This window comes from Sorangium sp. So ce426, assembly GCF_051475585.1.
Classification (GTDB): Bacteria; Myxococcota_A; Polyangia; order Polyangiales; family Polyangiaceae; genus Sorangium; species Sorangium cellulosum_B.
On record NZ_CP150341.1, the window covers coordinates 10,999,982 to 11,017,162 of the forward strand.

14 protein-coding genes are annotated in these 17,181 nt (G+C 71.4%); 5 read left to right on the plus strand and 9 right to left on the minus strand.

All coding sequences use genetic code 11. The features are described from left to right. Window positions 1–197: 197 nt before the first annotated feature. The 4 genes from WMF44_RS41300 to WMF44_RS41315 all read right to left on the minus strand — a co-directional run bounded on the left by WMF44_RS41300 (window position 198) and on the right by WMF44_RS41315 (window position 4,756). The gene (locus WMF44_RS41300) at window positions 198–350 is read right to left on the minus strand and encodes a hypothetical protein (RefSeq protein ID WP_437295541.1); all 153 of its coding nucleotides are present in this window, start codon (window positions 348–350) and stop codon (window positions 198–200) included. A 117-nt stretch (window positions 351–467) separates the two neighbouring features. After that, window positions 468–1,496, minus strand: a complete 1,029-nt coding sequence (locus WMF44_RS41305) for a hypothetical protein (RefSeq protein ID WP_437295542.1) — start codon at window positions 1,494–1,496, stop codon at window positions 468–470. Between the two features lie 288 nt (window positions 1,497–1,784). Continuing rightward, window positions 1,785–3,218, minus strand: coding sequence for a YncE family protein (locus WMF44_RS41310; protein ID WP_437295543.1), 1,434 nt, complete (start codon window positions 3,216–3,218; stop codon window positions 1,785–1,787). Next, window positions 3,215–4,756, minus strand: a complete 1,542-nt coding sequence (locus WMF44_RS41315) for a YncE family protein (protein WP_437295544.1) — start codon at window positions 4,754–4,756, stop codon at window positions 3,215–3,217. Before WMF44_RS41315 ends, WMF44_RS41310 begins: the two co-directional genes overlap by 4 nt. 530 nt (window positions 4,757–5,286) lie before the next feature. Here WMF44_RS41315 and WMF44_RS41320 point away from each other — a divergent pair. After that, a complete protein-coding gene (locus tag WMF44_RS41320; RefSeq protein ID WP_437295545.1) occupies window positions 5,287–6,183 on the plus strand; it encodes a fibro-slime domain-containing protein in 897 nt (298 codons plus the stop codon). 87 nt (window positions 6,184–6,270) lie between these two features. On the opposite strand, the gene WMF44_RS41325 is transcribed toward WMF44_RS41320, so the two are convergent. The 4 genes from WMF44_RS41325 to WMF44_RS41340 all read right to left on the minus strand — a co-directional run bounded on the left by WMF44_RS41325 (window position 6,271) and on the right by WMF44_RS41340 (window position 8,280). Then, window positions 6,271–6,510, minus strand: coding sequence for a hypothetical protein (locus WMF44_RS41325; RefSeq protein WP_437295546.1), 240 nt, complete (start codon window positions 6,508–6,510; stop codon window positions 6,271–6,273). An 11-nt stretch (window positions 6,511–6,521) separates the two neighbouring features. Continuing rightward, on the minus strand, window positions 6,522–6,755 hold the full coding sequence (locus WMF44_RS41330; RefSeq protein WP_437295547.1) for a hypothetical protein: 234 nt from the start codon (window positions 6,753–6,755) through the stop codon (window positions 6,522–6,524). 72 nt (window positions 6,756–6,827) lie between these two features. Further along, entirely contained in the window at window positions 6,828–7,160 is a 333-nt protein-coding gene (locus WMF44_RS41335) for a hypothetical protein (protein WP_437295548.1), read from the minus strand. A gap of 316 nt (window positions 7,161–7,476) precedes the next feature. Next, on the minus strand, window positions 7,477–8,280 hold the full coding sequence (locus WMF44_RS41340) for a hypothetical protein (RefSeq protein ID WP_437295549.1): 804 nt from the start codon (window positions 8,278–8,280) through the stop codon (window positions 7,477–7,479). Between the two features lie 195 nt (window positions 8,281–8,475). On the opposite strand from WMF44_RS41340, the gene WMF44_RS41345 reads away from it, so the two are divergent. Genes WMF44_RS41345 through WMF44_RS41360 form a run of 4 tightly spaced genes read left to right on the plus strand, consistent with a single transcriptional unit; the run spans window position 8,476 to window position 11,899 of the window. Continuing rightward, window positions 8,476–8,922, plus strand: a complete 447-nt coding sequence (locus WMF44_RS41345) for a hypothetical protein (RefSeq protein WP_437295550.1) — start codon at window positions 8,476–8,478, stop codon at window positions 8,920–8,922. A gap of 19 nt (window positions 8,923–8,941) precedes the next feature. After that, window positions 8,942–9,871 (plus strand): ATP-grasp fold amidoligase family protein, encoded by a 930-nt coding sequence (locus WMF44_RS41350; RefSeq protein WP_437295551.1) that lies wholly within the window; start codon window positions 8,942–8,944, stop codon window positions 9,869–9,871. Next, entirely contained in the window at window positions 9,861–10,430 is a 570-nt protein-coding gene (locus WMF44_RS41355) for a nucleotidyltransferase domain-containing protein (RefSeq protein WP_437295552.1), read from the plus strand. Before WMF44_RS41350 ends, WMF44_RS41355 begins: the two co-directional genes overlap by 11 nt. Then, a complete protein-coding gene (locus WMF44_RS41360; RefSeq protein WP_437295553.1) occupies window positions 10,427–11,899 on the plus strand; it encodes a hypothetical protein in 1,473 nt (490 codons plus the stop codon). Before WMF44_RS41355 ends, WMF44_RS41360 begins: the two co-directional genes overlap by 4 nt. A gap of 6 nt (window positions 11,900–11,905) precedes the next feature. On the opposite strand, the gene WMF44_RS41365 is transcribed toward WMF44_RS41360, so the two are convergent. Then, complete coding sequence (locus WMF44_RS41365) at window positions 11,906–17,143, minus strand: hypothetical protein (protein ID WP_437295554.1); 5,238 nt, start codon at window positions 17,141–17,143, stop codon at window positions 11,906–11,908. Window positions 17,144–17,181 lie beyond the last annotated feature (38 nt).

The following is a 17,181-nucleotide window of genomic DNA, read 5'->3' on the forward strand; positions in this document are numbered from 1 at the left end:
ACACCTGATCATGCCCGCGGCCCATCGAACGAAGGGGAAGTCCACGCGAAGGGCGAAGGCTGTTTTCTCGCCACATCTGGCGACGTCGGTCGCTCCAAGTAGATGTGCGCAATGCCTGAAGATGTGCCGCTACTCGCACCACCGGGACACCGCAGCGGGCAGCGTCTCCGGAGAGATCCTTGCTTGACCGGCACCGCTCAGCTGGGGTCGTCGAGCACCTCGGCGAGCGACGCGGCGACGACGGCCCACTCAAGCCATCGTTCCAGAGTTTCCGGGTTCTTCTCGGCCAGGATGCGCTCCCGCGCCACGTCCGGACCGGCGATGCCTCGACCCCGGAGCGCGATCAGCACAGCACGCGCTGCCTCCTCGGCACGGCCTTCCTTTCGCTCCTGAGGATCGTCACCTCCCCGCTCTCGTCCAGAATGGCCTCGGCTCCGATGGAGAGGCGTCGGATCGGAATCGGGAATCTAGAAGGCGAACGGTACGTCGATCTGCAGGATCTTGTGCTCTGACGCCTTCATCGGATCATCGAGCCCCATCGCGAACGCGACGCCGGGGCGCAACCACATCTTCTCTCCCAGCTTGAAGTGGCCGCGCGGCCCCACGGCCACCGTCGTCGTCTCGCGCGTCGCGCGGGAGGCGTCGTTCTGCACGGAGACGGGCGTCGAGAGCCAGCGCTGGTGCCGGAGCTCGGCGCCGAGCGACAGCATCGGGACGACGAAGTAGCCGAGGTGCACGCCGGCGGTGAAGTTCGTCTTCGACGAGTCCGGCTGCGCGCCCTCCCCGCGGACCCGCAGGAGCTGGAGCACCGTGGCCTCGACCTGCGCGGTGAAGCCGTGCGCGACATAGGCGAGCCCGACGCCCGGGAACACCGTGAGGTCGTTGACGGCGAACATCGCGTTATCCATCGCCGAGCGGGCGTGGATCCCGGCCGTCCTCGCGGGGCCCATCTCCGGGCTCGGCGTGTCGCCGCCGCCGGAGCCCACGGGCACCGTCAAACCAAGGAACAGGCCGAGTCGCAGCTCGGGCGTGAGCTTGAGGGCGTAGGTGGCGCCGACGACAGGGTTCAGGAACCCGAAGCCCGAGTCGCCCGCAGGCGGGGAGTTCGAGACGACGCCGATCCGCACGAGCGGGGCCAGATCGTCGGTCACCTTGTAGCTGACGAGCAGCGTGGACGCGACGGTCGAGCCGGAGGAGCTCGCGGAAGGAGCGCTGTAGAAGGCGATCGCGGTGTCGGAGCGCACGACGGACGCGGCGACCACCGGGCGGAGCTGAAAGGGCAATGAATAAGGAGGCGGCTTGGGCTTGTCTGCCGGCGGAGGCGCCGCCGGCGGCTCCGCCGCGGCAGGCTCCGCCGCGGCAGGCTCCGCAGCGGCAGGCTCCGCGGCGGCAGGCTCCGTCGCGGGCTGAGCCGACGCCTGAGACGCAGGCAGACAGAGGAGGCTCGCGCCGAAGAACACACGGAACAACGGACGACATGGATGCTTGTTGGTCATGGGCAGCGCAGGGGGGTTGGGCTTCAGGACAACCGCTGTGGCCTCGTCGCCGACGCAACGAGACGGCCTTCGGAACTGCCGTCGGCTCCGCTGAGCCTGCTCCCACTCTCTGCGCAGAGAGGTTTCGCAAAGATGACAGGGACGAAATGATGGCGCCTGTTCGACACCTCTGTTCGCCGGAGATGTCGTTACCTGCGCGCCGCGGAACCTCGGAGAAACCTGCCGGCCATCAAGACGAGCCGCGGGCGAGCGATGCGCGGAGCGCCGATCCGCCGCCGCGGCCGGGCCTCACCGCTCGAGCACCGTGATCGACCGGTCCCAGTACGACGCGACAACCGCCCGCGCGCCGTCCTTCGAGACCGCCACGGCGCACGCGCCCTTGCCCGTGGGCAGCGACGCGACGACCCTCGGCGGGTCGCCCGCGATGACCGCGACGCCGCTGCCGACCGGCGGCCACTGGGTCCCGCCGAGCGCCACGAAGAGCGTCTTCCGGTCGGGCGACGTCACGCCCGTCAGCGGCACCCCGCGGAGCGGGAGCGTGCTCTTCACCTGCATCGTCGACAGGTCGATGACGCTCGCGGTCCGCGCCTCGGCGTTGAGCGTGATGCCGTACCGGTCCTCATCGAGCAAGAAGCCCGCGGTCGGCCCGACGCCGACGGGCGTCTTCCTCGTCTCGGTCACCCCGGCGACGCTCAGCAGGATCGCCGTGTTGGACAGCCGATCCGGGAAGAACACGGCGCCGCCGTCCCGCGTGATGTCGCCCTCGCGCGGCTCGCGCCCGACCGCGATGCTCCGCCGGGTCGCGCCGAACGGCGACTCGCTCGGATCGAACAGGTCGATCCACGCGCCCGCCGGCCGGCCCGCGTGCGTCAGCGCGCCGAGCGCCGCGATGTAGGGGCGCCCCTCGGCCTGCACGAGGAACAGCTGCCCCGTGGCGTGCGGGAGCGTGATGTTCGCGAGCCGCACCCCCGTCGGCAGCTCGAACTTCGTCACGCGCTTCGTGTCCGTCGTCGCCGCGACCACCGTCCTGCCGTCCGGCAGCGCCACGATGTCGCCCGGCGTCCGGCCGACGTCGAGCAGGACCGGATCGCGATCCCACGCGGTCGTGTCCATCACCGGGATCCGCGCGGCGTCCTGGTGCCGCAGCACCGCGACGTAGCGGTCGAACAGGAGCCGGATGTGGTCGCCCTGCGCCGGCATCGACGCCTTGTGGATGAGCTCGCCGCTCTGGAGCTTGTACTCGCGCAGCGAGGCGTCGTCGCCGCTGACGTAGATCGACGCGCCGCTCGGGTTGAAGACCACGTCGAGCGGGTGCACGTCCCCGATCCGGAACTCGCGGGCGCGCCAGGGGCCCTTCGGCTCCGCCGGGGGCGGCGCGGGCTCGGCGGCGTCGGGGCCGAACGCCGCGGGGTCCGGCGCGTCGTCCAGCGTGTCGCGCGTGTCGCGCGCGGCGCGCGAGGCGGCGCCCTCCGGCGCGAGCGCGGTCAGCGGCGGCGCCTCGCCGACGGGCGACTTCAGGCTGGTCAGGGTGGCGATGATCACGGCCGCGACGCCGCTCGCCACGGTCACCGCGGCCCGCGCCAGGCGCGGCTCGCGGCCGGAGAGCGACCCCACGGAGCCGCGGTGGCGCTCGCCGAGCCACCCCTTGCAGGCGCGGCACTTGCGCGCCCCCTCGACGATCCGCGCGCCGCAGCTCGGGCACGGGACGCGACGCTCGCTCATTGCAGCACCCATGCGACCTTGGCGCGATCGCCGAGCGCGAGCGCCGTGCCGCCGTCCGGGGCGAGCCGCACCCGCGTCGGCTCGCCGCCGAGCGGGTGGACCTTCGCCGCGTAGCTCTTCAGATCGACGAGGGCCACCGATCCCGCCCCGTCGCCGCTCAGCGCGACGACCGCCTGCGCCCCGTCCGGAGCGACGGCCATGTCGAGCGCGCGGCCGGGGAACGTGACGGCGCGGAGCAGCTCGCGCTTCGACAGATCGAAGACCTGGATCGCCCGCCCCTCGTTGCACCGCACGATCGCGCGCCGGTCGCGCCGGACGAGCGCGATCTGCTCCGGCTCCCGGCACGTCGTGATGCGCGCCTCCTGCCGGACCGCGCCCGACGGGAGCCAGGTGAGCGGCACCAGCGTGTTCTCGGCCCGGAGGGCCACGAAGCCCGCCGAGCCGTCGGGGATCATGAGCGCGCTGGCCGGGTTGCCCACCATCGAGGTGCGCACGCGATCCTGCTCCGAGCCGAGCCGGCTCGGGTCGAACGGATAGGCGACGCCGCCCGACGGCTCGCGCTGGCCGGGCAGCGGGAGCCGGCCCGTCGTCGTGATCGCCCGGCTGCCGCTGTCGTCCACGGCCACGGGGCCCACGGCGTCGTCGCCGAACTGGATGCGCTCGATCTCGGCGTGGTACTCGGTCGCGAGGATCGCCACCGCGTGCGCCGCCGGCAGCGAGGCGAGCGCGCGCCGGCCCGAGGCGCCGACCTGGATGTCCCCCACGGCCTCGCCGAGCTCGATCGTCTTGAGCAGCCGCGTCGTGGCGGCGTCGATCACGTAGATGCGCGAGGGCGCGGTCGCGTAGACCACGTCGCCCACGCGCTGCAGGCGCCGGACGTGGGGCGCCTCGGAGACGAGGCTCAGCGCCTGGCCGGACCGGGAGCTGCGCACCTCCAGGCCGGCGGACAGCGCGACGACGAAGCGGTCGCGGTCGAGCGGGAGCGCGTCGAGCGCGTCCTTGGGGAGCGAGAAGGGCCCGGAGATCGAGGGCGTGTCGGCCAGGTGGCCGACGTCGTTCGGGCGCTGCCAGACGCAGCGGCCGAGCTGGCACGACTCGCCGCTCCAGCACGGCGCCCCGCACACCGGGGCCGGGGGAGCGACCGGCGACGCGGCCCGGGACGGCGCGAACCGGTGGGGCGCCAGGTAGCGGAGCGCGCCGCCGGTGCTGATGAGCCCCAGGATCGCGCCGATCGTGACGAGCGGGCGCCAGTGGAGGGCGAGCCAGCTCGCGTCCTTGGGGGCATCGGGAATCGAAGGCGCCGTCGCCGGCCGCCTGGGCGCGTCGGCCGGCTCCCCGCACTCGGGGCAGAGGGCGACCCCGGCGGCGATGCGCTCGAGGCAGACAGGACAGGTCGCCTCGCCGGCGCCGGTCGATCGCCGGGGCGGCGGCTCCGCCCACGGGACGGGCACCGGGCTCGCCTCGGCGGCGTGGCGAGCCTCCCGCGCCTCAGCGGCGCTGGAGCCGGGCTCGGTATCGCTCCGCGTCTCGTGGTCCACCGCGTACCTGCGTCTCTTCCGTGTCCGTGACGAGCGGACCTCGCGTAACCCGAGCGAGCCCGGAAGTCGAGCCCCTCGTGCCGGCGCAGCGGCCCCGGCGACGTGGGCCAAGCCACGAGCGGCCCGCGCCGTGGACGAAACGACGTGGCAGGAGATCGCACCGCCACGAACGATGCCTCGCGCGGCGGGGCGAGGGCCGCCGGCGCAGCCGAGGGGAACATGGTTGTGGCCGCCAGCTCGGTAGTCGGGCGTCGGGAGTTGAGCGTCAGCTCGGGAGTCGGCCGGCGGCCGCCGGGTGGCCGAAGCGTCGATATCACCGGATTGACGTGCTCCCCGCTCCCGGGGCGCTTGCGCGCCATGATTCGCCCGGCGAACACCATCAAAAGAAAATCCCAGCACCATCAAAACAACAGGCACATTTGCCGGAGGCAATTCCACCAGATAACGCGCCACGTCAGCACGCCGGGAGGACACCCTCATGCTAATTTACCGGCGGGGTCTTGGGACGGCATCTTAACACGAGGTTGGCGATGAAAAAGACGGCTGGGTGCGTGGCGGCGCTTGCGCTTATGGGTGTGCTGGGTGCGTGCAGCGCAGTGGACAATCAGGGGAACAGCAGCAGCGGAGGCGACGCGTCATCGCAGGGGCAGGGCGCAGGCGGGCCCGGCGGGACCACCGCTGGGCCCAGCGGGACGGGCGGCTACGATGACAGCTTCGGCTCGGTCAATCCCAGCGTCGGCAGCGGCGGTGTCGGCGGGAACCCCGGGGAGGACCAGGAAACCGGCAAGTCGTGCGACGGCAAGTTCACCGGCCGGGTGCGCGACTTCCTGGAGGCGCACCCCGACATGGAGCCGCAGGACGAGGGCAAGTGCATCAACTGCGACGATCACATGATCGTCACGGACACCCTCGGAGAGGACCTGAAACCCGTCTATGCCGGCGGGGCCGAGGGCACCACGACCACGACCGGCAAGGAGAACTTCGACGTGTGGTTCCGCGACACCGAGGGCGTGAACATGCCGATGAACATCACGCTGCAGTTCGAGGACCCCGAAGGCGACGGCGTGTGGACGTACAACAACCGGGAGTTCTTCCCGATCGACGAGGCGCTGTTCGGCAACGAGGGGCGGCCGCACAACTACCATTTCACCTTCGAGATGCACATGGGCTTCCAGTACAAGGGCGGCGAGCAGTTCACGTTCGCCGGCGACGACGACGTCTTCACGTACATCAACGGGAAGAAGGTGGTCGACCTCGGGGGCATCCACGCCGAGCAGCTCGAGGTCGTCAACCTCGACGACCTCGGGCTCGAGATCGGGCAGACGTATCAGCTCGACTTCTTCTTCGCCGAGCGCCACGTGACCGACTCTCACTTCCGGATCGACACCTCGATCGAGTTCCTCGACTGCGGCATCCAGGTCAACTGACGCCGGCGACGGGCGAGGCCGCCCGCCTGGCCCTCCCGTAGCGCCTCGTCGGGGTGCCCCCTCCCTGCGACGCGCGCGGCGATTCAGTCAAGGGCAGGCGAACTGCGGCGGAGCGCTCTCCATCACGGCGCAGCGCGAACCGCACTCCTGGAAACAGTCCATGCAGTCGGCGTACGAGGCGGCCAGCCCGGGCGAGGTGACGTCGCCGACGTGCTCGGCGCACACCTCCCTCGCCTTCTCCGCGTCGTAGCCGCCGCAGCCGGACACGGCGCCCGCGACCGCGACGAGGGCGGCGACGAACAGCGAGCTCTCCCTGTTCTTGCTCATGCAGCTCCCTCTCATTCTGCGCAGGTGAACGTCTGCGGGCACGCCCCCGACGGCTCGCAGGCGTCGCCGCACTCCTCGTAGCAGCTCACGCACGCCTCGTGGCTCTCGTCGGTGGAGCAGGACGGCACCGCGTCGCGCAGCTGGGCACAGCGCTGCTGCGCCTCCTCCGTCGAGAGCCCCCCGCAGCCCCCCGCGAGCGCGACCAGCGAGAGCAGCGCCGCGCCAAGACCCAGCCTTCGAGCCATCCAAGCCTCCCTTCGAGCCATCCAAGCCTACCCGAAGCGCCGCGACAGGGCGCGGCTTTCCGCCGCGCGCGCTCAGCCGTCCGCCCGCCTCGGCACCGTGACGAGCCCGTACGTCCCCGCGCCGCTCACCTGGATCCACGCGCGCAGCACCTGGATCGGCCGCCCCGCCCGCGCCACGGCGGCCACCGCGTCGCCGAGGTCGCGCGCGCACGCCGCGTGCAGGTCGTCGGTCGTCTCGTGATCCTCCGCGGAGCGGCGGATCCAGACCGCGGTCGACGGCATCGCCGCGCCATCGTGCCTGTCCTGCCAGCGCCTGCCGACGAGGTGCGCGCGGAGGAGCTTCCTCGCTTCCGGGGGCGTGTCCGGGTGGAGCTCATACACCATCGTCGCGATGAACGACCTCATGCGCCCGAGCCTGCCGGAGCGCAGCGCGCCCGTCCAGCTTCGCCCGCCAGAGGTCCGGCCGTGGATGCCAGGCTCCTCCGCCGCTTCGGGGCGGCTCCGTGTTGCACGAGTGGCCGCGCGGAGCGATCGAGCCCGAGCAGGAAGCGGAGGCGCGCGCCGACGGCTCGATCGTGGAGATCGTGTGAAGCGCGATCGGCTCGCGCGTGGAGCCCGGCGCTCAGCCCCGACACGTGCACGCGCCGCACCGGCTGCGGGTGGTAGCTGCCGCGATGGATGCGATCCAGAAGATCGAGCCCGACCGGCAGTGCCCCGTGGATCAGGGGTGAAATTCGCATTCGTCGGCGCACTCGTAGCGCAGGCAGCCGAGCAGCGCGTCGTAACAGCTCGCGCTCAAAGCGGGAGCTGTTTCAGGGCAAGCACGCCCCACCGTATCGATGATGAAGGAGATTTTCCCCCGATCGTCGTCCGAGGAGCAGCCGGAATCGAGCAGATCGCAATTGTTCATGCAAGTATTGCAGAGCCCCTCGAAGCTGACGTGCGAGCAGACGCTGTCCGGCGTGATGGGCGACTCCGCCGGAAACGCGGCCTCGGTCACCCGCCCGTCGAGCGCGGCGAACACCAGCCGCATCGGCTCCTGGGCGGCGCTCTTGGGGAAGCCCACCTCGCAGCGCAAGGAGGCCGAGGACGGCAGGTTCACCGACGGGCATGGCTGTTCGAGCCACACGAAGGGCTCCGTACCGAGCGAGAGCCCATCCGAGCTCACCACGGAGAAGCTCGCCAGCGTCACGGGCAATGGCAGCGCATCGTCATTCCGCAGGCCCAACGACACCCGCAGCGCCGATGGGGTCTGGTTCCATTCGACGACCTCGAGCGCCAGAATCGTGCTCCCCGGCTCGGTCGTCCCGCCGCCCGCGCTGCCTGACGCGGTCGTACCGCCGCCCGTGCCGCCCGGCTCTGTCGTCCCGCCACCCGTACCGCTGGACGCGGTCGACCCGCCCTCGCCACCTGACGTGGTCGCCCCGCTTCCCGCGTCGCCAGGCGTGTCGCCCGACGACCCGCCACAAGCGGCGGCGAGCAGGGCGATCGCGGCAATTGTCCCTCGATGAGCGAGTCTTCTCATTCTTCTCATGTAGCCCTCCGTGGCCTGCCCTCATGAAGGGCCCCGCTCGGGCTATACCAGACGAGGCGCTCCCAGCGCTGACGTCTCGCACCTCGCGGGCGCTGACGTCTCGCTCCTCGCGTGTAGAGGTGACGCCCCGGAAGAGCGGGCGCCGCGCGTCGCCAGGCCGAGGGCGGCGCGGTCAAGAGCGGCGCGGTGACCGTCGTGCAACGCACGTCCGGCGACATGCGGCGCAATCCGCATCTGCACGTGGTCTTCCTCGACCGAGCTTATCACGAAGACGGCACCGAGCTCGTGTGGAACGAGCTCGGTGACCTGCGAATGCGCGAGGTCGGTCAGGTCATAGAGCACGCCGTCGGGCGGATGCGTCCCGCCGCCGCGCTTTCCCACCGTCAAGTACGCTGGCGTGCTCGCCTCGGCAAGTCGCCCACGTTGGCGCGCAAGCGCATCGGACCGCGCCCTGCGAGGCCAGAAGAGCCTACGAAGGCGGACGATGACGCCGCTCCGAAACGCAAGCGTGGCGGCTATCGAGCGGTCGACAAACCGCGCCGAGCTCTTGCGCCGCACATTTGCGATCGTCTCGCCCGGGAGCTCGACGCGAAGAGCCTGCCCAGGATGACCGGCGCGGACCGCCTGAGCTAACATGGGGCCCGCCGCCTCCATGAGCTACGTCTTCACGATCGACCTGCGCGAGCTGAATGACCAGCAACTCGTCGTCTTGCGTGAGCTCGGCTGCGAGGTCCACGTCCCGTCGCACCGCCTCGACGACGAGCAGTACGTGCGGCTGCAGTGGCTCTTGAAATACAGGGAGCGGCTCGAGCTCGACCGGCCGCGGACCTTCAGCGAGAAGCTGCAGTGGCTCAAGCTGAGGTATCGAGACGTGCGCATGCCGGGGCTGGTCGACAAGCTGGCCGTGCGCGAGTTCGTGGCCGGGCGGGTCGGCGCCGAGCACCTGAACACGCTGTACGCATCGGCGAACGAGCCGCGCGAGCTCGATCGCGCGTCGCTGCCGGACGAGCTCATGCTCAAGTGCACGCACGGCTCGGGGTGGAACGTCGCGATCATGGATCGGTCGCCGGCGAGCTGGGCGGCGGCGGTCGAGCGGGTCGAGCGCTGGCTGACGATCAATTATTATGACCTGCGCCGTGAATGGGTGTACCGCACAATCCCGCCGAGGGTCGTCGTCGAGCGGCTGCTCCACGCGCCCGGGCCGGGCCTCGTCGATTACAAGCTGTTCTGCTTCAACGGTCGTGCCCGCGTGATCCAGGTCGACCTCGACCGCCACGGGGCGCACCGCCGCAACCTGTACGACGAGCGCTGGCGGCGGATCCCGTGCGAGCTGCGGTACCCGGGGGGCTATGACGTCCCGCGGCCGGCGACGCTGCCCTCGATGCTCGCGCTGGCCGAGGCACTGGCGCTAGGTTTCCCGTTCGTGCGCGTGGACCTGTACGAGATCGACGGGCACGTGCTGTTCGGCGAGCTGACCTTCTTCCCCGGCAACGGGTTCGAGGCGTTCGCACCCGCGAGCCACGATCGCGAGCTCGGCGACATGCTCGAGCTGCCGACCGGCGGAGGCGCGAGTGTCGGGTGAATATGTCCCGCTGGTGCGCCCGACCTGGGATGCAGTGGTGCGCGAGCTCGACGATCTGCGCGCGTTCGGGCTCGACGCGGTGCTGTTCGGCGGGTGGGCCAAGGAGCTGCTCGCCGGCTGGCGCTACGGGCCGCACGAGGACATCGATTTGCTGGTGGTGTGCTCGGAGATCGACCGTATCGACGCGTTCGTGCGGGCGAGCGGGCGAGCGCCGTTCGCGGCGAAGCGACACGCGCACAAGCGAGCGTACCGCAGCGAGGGCGTGCTGGTCGAGGCGCTGCACGTCGTGCCGGCGGCGGACGGCTGGACGACGCGGTTCTTCGCCCGCCACGTGCACCGCTGGCAGACGCCGCTGGCCCGAGATGTCGCGCTCGGCGAGCGCCGGATCGCGGTCGTGACGGCGGACAACGTCCGCGCCTACGAGCGCGAGCATCACCTGGTGGAGGCGGCCTTCTACGCCGAGCACCCGCAATTCGAGGCGGAGATCCGGGCGCGCTATGGGGACACGCGGATGCCGTACGACAAGTTCTTCGACGGGCCGGGCGGGGGCGAGGCGTGATCACTGCGCTCGGCTTCACCACGCGGGGGCGGCCCGAGCTGCTCGCGCGCTGCGTCCGGAGCTACGTGGACAACGCGCGGATGTACGGCCGCCGGCCGCGGGTGATCATCATGGACGATCATGTCCCGGGCGAGCAGCCGTCGGCGCGCGCGGTCGCCGAGCAGATCGGCCGCGAATACCCTGATTTTGCGGTGTGGTACGCCGGCTGCGACGAGAAGCGCCGGTTCGCGGCGCGCGTCGTGGCGGCCGGCCTGCCGGCGGACGTGCTCGAGTACGCGCTGTTCGACCCGGAACGCGCCGGCTACACGCTCGGGGCCAACCGCAACGCGCTGCAGCTCGAGACCCTCGGCGAGCAGGCGATGTACATCGACGACGACTCGCTGGCGGCGCTGTCGCGGCCGCCGGTGTGGGACGACTCGCTGGTGCTCGTGGGGCCGGGGACGACGCAGGAGTACTGGTTCTTCGACGACCACGCGGCGGCGCTTTCGGCGACGCGTCCGGGGTCGGCGTGCCTGCTCTCGCTGCACGAGGCGTACCTCGGCCGCTCCTGCCGCGAGATCATGGAGGCGGCCGGCATGTCAGCCGAAGCGGACGACGCGTACTGGGCGCGGTACATGCGTCGGCAGTCGGTGGTCAGGGTGACGCAGAACGGCGTGGTCGGCGACAGCTGCATGTACAGCAACATCGGTCACCTGCTGCACGGCAAGGACGGCACCCGGGCGCGCCTCAGCGGCTCTGCCGACGACCTCGAGCGGGCGATGAGCTCGCGCGAAATCATCCGCGCGCCGACCCACCCGACCCTGCGGATGGGCGGTCTGTTGATCGGACCCAACTACGCCTGCGATCAATCGACATTGCTGCCGCCGTACATGCCCGTGTACCGTAGCTCGGACAGCACGTTCTCGAGCGCGCTCTCGGCGGTGTTTCCGACGCACGCGTTCGCCGATGTGCCGTGGCTGGTCGAGCACGCGCCGGAGCCAGGCCGTGGCTACCACGGGCGCGGCTACTCGGAGCCGTGGCACGCCAGCATCGGCGAGGTGGTGCGCGGCCTGTTGTTCGTCAGCTCGGCCAGCGCCTACCACTCGTTCACCGACCCGCTCGGCGAAAAGGGCCGGACGCTGGTCGGGTACGGCGCGCTGCCGCTGGCAGAGTTCACACGGATCGTCACGCAGCTCATCGACGAGATGGTGCAGATCAAAATCGACCGCCTCGATCGCCTGCGCGGGCTCGCCGGCGCCGCCCACCCGCGTTACGTGCAGGCGCTCGCCCGCAGCGCCGGCCTGCTCACGGACAGTCTGAAGGACCCGCTGCACGCGGTGCCCGTCGAGGTGCGCCGCGGACGAACGCCGGCCGAGGCGCTCGCGCACACGCAGCGGCTGGTCGCGCGCTTCGGCGAGCTCATGCAGCTGTGGCCGACCCTCGACGCGCAGGTCCGCCGGGAGGAGCGGCGGCTGGCGGTCCGGGTGTGAGCGGCGCTATGAACCGTTCCAGAAGCTGAATTCGCCGCGATACATCATCAGGAACGAGCTGACGGTCACCGGCTGGAAGCCGTCGAAGTGGTAGTCAATCATGATGCCGATGTTCGGGAGTCCGGTCCACGACGGGTCGACGCTATAGTTGAGCGTGAACTGCCAGTGGTCGGGGCCGGTGCTGACGCCCTTCGCGCTCTGGTCGCCGGTCTGTTGCGGGTGGCCCCACCTGTACCAGTGGATCCGGTCGTTGAACATCATGTGCGCGCCGGAGACGGTGCCGCCGGTCGCGGCCTCGACGTGGAAGTCGAGAACGACGGTGATGTTGCCGCCGTTGACGGCGAAGGTCGGAGTGACGCCGAGCACCTTGACCCGCACCACCGCGACGTCCACCGTCCGTCGCGTCACGGTGCCGTCGACCCAGGTGGCGTCGAGCTCGTAGGTGCTGGCCTGCGTCGGGCTCTCGACGTGCGAGCCCTGGGCGGCCACCGGCTGGCCCTGGTACGCGACCGACTTGGCGTGAGCGACGGCCCACGACAGCGTGGTGGTCTGGTGCGCGAGGTCGACGGTGGTCGGATCGGCGGCGAAGCTCTCGATCTCGAGCGTGTTGAAGGTCAACGCCAGCGGGTAGGTCGTCGAGACGATGTCGCCGAGCTGGCCGCTGCTGCGCTTGAACGCCTGCATGGCGTAGATGACGCCGTACTGCGGCTTTAGCGTCTTCGGGTGGGCCGGGTCGGACACCGGCGGCAGCGTTTCCCGGCCGCTCTGGCCGATCAGCAGGTACACGCCGTCAGCGTCGGTCGCCCGCCACGACAGGGTGACGGTCTGATTGTAGTCGATCTCGTCGGGGGTGGCGCAGAACGACAGGATCGCCGGCGACGCCACGATCACGACCGTGTTTAGGCTGGTGGTGACGGTCTGGCCCTGCACCGTGGCCGAGGCGGTCAGGATGAATGCGGTCGAGGTGTACAGCGGCGGCGACCGCCAGCGGCGGACCTTACTGACGTCGATGCCGGTCTGGTCGGCGTAGCTGAGGGTGTACGTGGTGTTGGCCGAGCCGACCCAGGTCAGGGTGACGACGCTGCCAGCCTTGATCTGCGGGACGTCGGCGCTGAAGTTGAAGACATAGAAGCCGTAGGGGAACTTCGGGACGGTGATGTCGAAGACGCGCGGCTGGGCGGCACCGCCGTCCGCGGTGGCGGACTCGACGATCTCGACGACTGCGTTGCCGACCAGCTGGCTGACGCGGACGCCGGTGATCGAGACGGCGAGCCCGTGGTCGCTGAGCACGCCGGACTGACCGTTCGCCGGGCGCACGACGAACGAACCCGAGGCGCCGCCGGGTCCGACCTGCCAGTGCGTCGTGTCCGACACCGAGGCGGTGATGCCGGTTGCGTCGTCGGCGAGATCGGCGGTGTCGGGCGCGGTCGGGTCGCCGATCGGCAGGGTGATCACGATCTGCGTGACGGTGACTTGATTGACGGTCAGCGGGGTCGAAACGACGATTGTCAGCGCGGCCACCGAGGGCGGTCCGGACTGCGGGCTGACCTGCAGCGGGGACGGGCTGGTGGCGAGAGAGTAGCTGAGGAGGGGACCGCCGGATGATGAAGCAAGCATGAGGGCTCGTTCCTTGGGGTGTGCGAGGGAGAGACCGCCGCTGCGTTGCAGGACGCCGTGACGAAGGATCGGCGGGGTGTCGGGCAAGGACGCGCCGCCGTCGACGGGCGCGAGGGTGAGGTCAGTGAAGGCGCCGCCGGTCGCAGGCTGCCGCCACTGCCAGTTGCTGCCGCCGCCGTCGCGCTCGGCCGGGCGCGGCAGCAGCAGCGAGTCCACGGCGGGGCTGTCGGGCGCGGGAGCGATCCGCCGCTGCTCGGCGAGCACGGGGCCGACGCGGAAGGCGGCCTTCATCGCGGACAGCGCGGAGTCGACCCAGGCGGGCACGAGGCTGATGTCCTTGACCGGAAGCAGCCCGCACTGCGCGTGGACGGCGGCGCGCGGGTCCATGACGAGGGTCAAGCTGCGCGAGGGCCCCGGGCCGGCGGCGGCGAAGCCGAGCTCGATCCAGTTGCCGTCGCCGATCGGCTTCAGGTAGCCGCTGCTCCTCGCGGGGTCGTCCGGGCCCGCCCCGGGCACGTGGACGGCGTTGAAGTGATCGTAGTCGCCGTCGCAGAAGTAGCCGAGCAGGCCATCCTGATGGGCGGCGAGCTGCCCGAGCTGGACCGGGAAGTGGTGGCCGAGGAACAGGGGCTCGGGCGGCGGGTCGGCGAAGGTGTACGGCCACGCGGGGTCGCGGTGGGCCTCGGTCTGCAGCTCGAGGGAGATCGTGGCGGTGACGATCGCCAGCAAGCGGCCTACCAGCACCGAGAGGTAGGTGTTGGGGCGGTCGCCGAGCGGATCGACGGACCACAGCGTCTCGTCGACGGCGCGCACGAACTCGGCCAGCGCGATAGGGCCGGCAGCCTTGAGCGCGACCAGGAAGCCGCCGAGCTGCGGCTCGGTGCCGACCAGCGGGTCGAGGGTTGGGTACGGGGTGTCGGGGGCGGGCCACCAGTCAACGAACGGGGCGCCGTCGGCGTCGACGACCGGCGAGAGCTCGCCGTACAGGGTGCCGTCGGGGCCGTAGACGGCGAGGCCGCGGTCGAGGTGGTCGGGCAGGATCCAGCCGACGATCGGGGTGCCGGCGGCGGTCGGCACGAACTGCAGATTGAGCCGCGAGGGTTGCAGCAGGCGCGGGGGCAGCTGCACGAGCCCCTGCGGATTGACGGGGACGATCGGCCGGGTGACCTGCAGGCCAGCGCCGACGAGCACGGGGGTCTGGGCGGCCGTCTGGTCGGTGACGATCTCGAGCGTCCGGCCGAAGGCGTCGACGACGGCCAGCCGCGAGACGTAGAACTGTCCGCCGCGCAGCCCCTCGAAGCTCGACGGCGGGACGGCGCGCCGCGCGGCGGCCAGCTGCGGGTTCGGGGGCACGGAGCCCTGGTTGCCGACGAGGTCGGCCATGCTCTCGGGCCCGCCGGGGAGCGCGGCTGCCGGCGGGTAGGCGGTCGGCGCGGGATCCCACGACTCTAGCTGGGTTCCGACGCCGCCGAGGGCCTGGCTGAGGAAGTCCCAGTGACCGACGGTGTCGACGAGGTCCTCGATCGCCTTCAGCTGCTTGGCGGCGAGGCTGTCGGGGTTGTCGCGGATGAACTGGTCGATGCGGGCCTTGAACTCGAACGACGGCTTCGGGGTCAGGACGCTGCGGCCCTGCAGGATCTGCGGTACGGGCGGCGTGATATCGGCGGCGAGGTCGAAGTCCTCTCCGTCGAACGACCAGTTGGCGGCGCCGGCGGCGTTGACGAAGGGGAGCGGATACCAGGTCAGCTGCCAGTCGAGGAACAGCGGCTGCCACGGCTGCGTCCACGGGAACGGCGGGGCGATCGCGGGCAGGACGCCGCCGCCGGGCGGCGCGGGCGCGGCGATGCTGGCGGCGAGGGCGGCGAGCTGGTCGCGGGTGAGGGCGACGCCCGCGGCGGCGGCGACGAGCGCGGCGTTGCTCGGATCGAGCAGGAAGAACTCGGCGAACAGGGCGGGGGCGACTTGCGGGAGGCCGGACCAGGGGACGGCGGGCAGGTACTTGGTGAGCTGGTCGCTGCGGATGGTGAAGCTCGGTCCGCCGGCGCCGGTGCCGACGGCGAGGGCGGTGACCAGCTGCGCCGGCCAGCGGCACGCGAGCTTCGTGTCGGGGTCGATCTTCAGGGTGTGCGCGGTGCCGGACAGCACGAGCACGGGATCGGGGGCGGTCCAGAAGCGCGGAGCGGCGATCGCCCGCAGCGCGCGGGAGGCCGGCAGCCGCTTGCTCGCGGCGAAGGCGGCGATCGCCTGATCGAGATCGACCGTGTCGGTCGCGCGCGGGATCTGCCGGCCGAGGTCGGCGAGCTTCGCCCGCAGCGAGCGAGCGCGGGCGATCAGGCCGTTCGGGTCGCCGGGGTCGAGCGCGGCGCTGAGCTGGTCGCCGGTGACCTTCCACGGATAGCGGCCCTGCTCGGCGAGGTAGGCCTGCGCGGCCTGCTGCTTCCACCACAGCTCGAACAGGCGCCGCTGCACGGCGATCAGGTCACGCGCGGTCTGGTCGTACTGCGCCTGGGCGGCGTTGAGGTCGGCGAGCCAGGCGGTCTCGCGGGCGAGCTCGTCGGCCGCGATCGGCTTGCGCGGCGGGTCGCCGGGGCGGGCCGGGGCGTCGCCGATCGTCCACGCGTTGCCACCGGCAGTCGAGCCGAACCACTGTGCGCGGATCGTCTGCCGGACTCGATCCGCGCCGCCGGGCTGGCCGAGCACGGGCAGCAGATTGTACTGGAACGCCTCGAGCAGCTCGGCCGCCTCCTGCGGGGTGAGGTCGGCGGGCAGCGTGACCCCGGGCTCGGAGAACGCGGCCTCCATGAAGGCGACCACGGCGTCGACGCTGGTGTTGCCGATCGCGATCCGCGGGTTGGCGCTGTCCTTCGCCGAGGGCAGCGGGCGGCCGGCGTCGGGGGTCCATGGCACGCCGACCGCCGAGCCGTGGTAGAGGCTTTGCGCGGCGCCGGGCGCGGGCGCGGCGCTCCAGCCGAGGGTGGAGAGCAGCCCGGCGAAGTCCTCGGCGGGCCAGGCGGCGAGCGGATCGGCGGTCGAGTCGGCGTACCAGCCGAGCACGAAGTAGCTGAGCGTGCCGGCGGCGAGGCCCTGGGTCCGCAGGTCGTCGTGGATCGAGAAGACGTTGGTATTGAACGGCTGGTAGGCCGAAAACGCGGGGTTGGACTCGGAGATGGCGCGCAGGAAGTAGGCGGACGGCCCGCCGGGCTCCTGCCACGGGCTCGCGGGCGAGATCGGGAGCCGGTGCCCGAGGGTGCTCGGCGTCGGCGCGCTGCGGGTCGGGTCGAGGTAGTTGGCGCCGTCGGTCGTGCCGACGGCGTCACTGACGACCACCCACGCCGCGACGAGCGGCGCCGTCGGGGCGGTCGCATCGCTCGCCGGGCGATACAGCCGCACCACGAGCCAGCGGTTCGGGACGAACGGGAAGCGCAGCGCGCCGCCCGGGCTCTCGACGGCGTGGCGCAGCGCGGCCGGCAACGTCCATTGCAGGTAGACGCCGTGGTTGGCGAGGTCGGCGGAGAAGCCGGACTGGTCCTGCTGGAATGGCGCGGGGCTCGGGCTCCGGCAGCTCGCCAGGTTGGCGTAGTTCATCTGCGCCCGGATGAAGTTCTCGGCGGTGTTGTTCAGCACCATCGCCAAGACTTCGACCGGGACCAGGAGCGGGCTTGAGG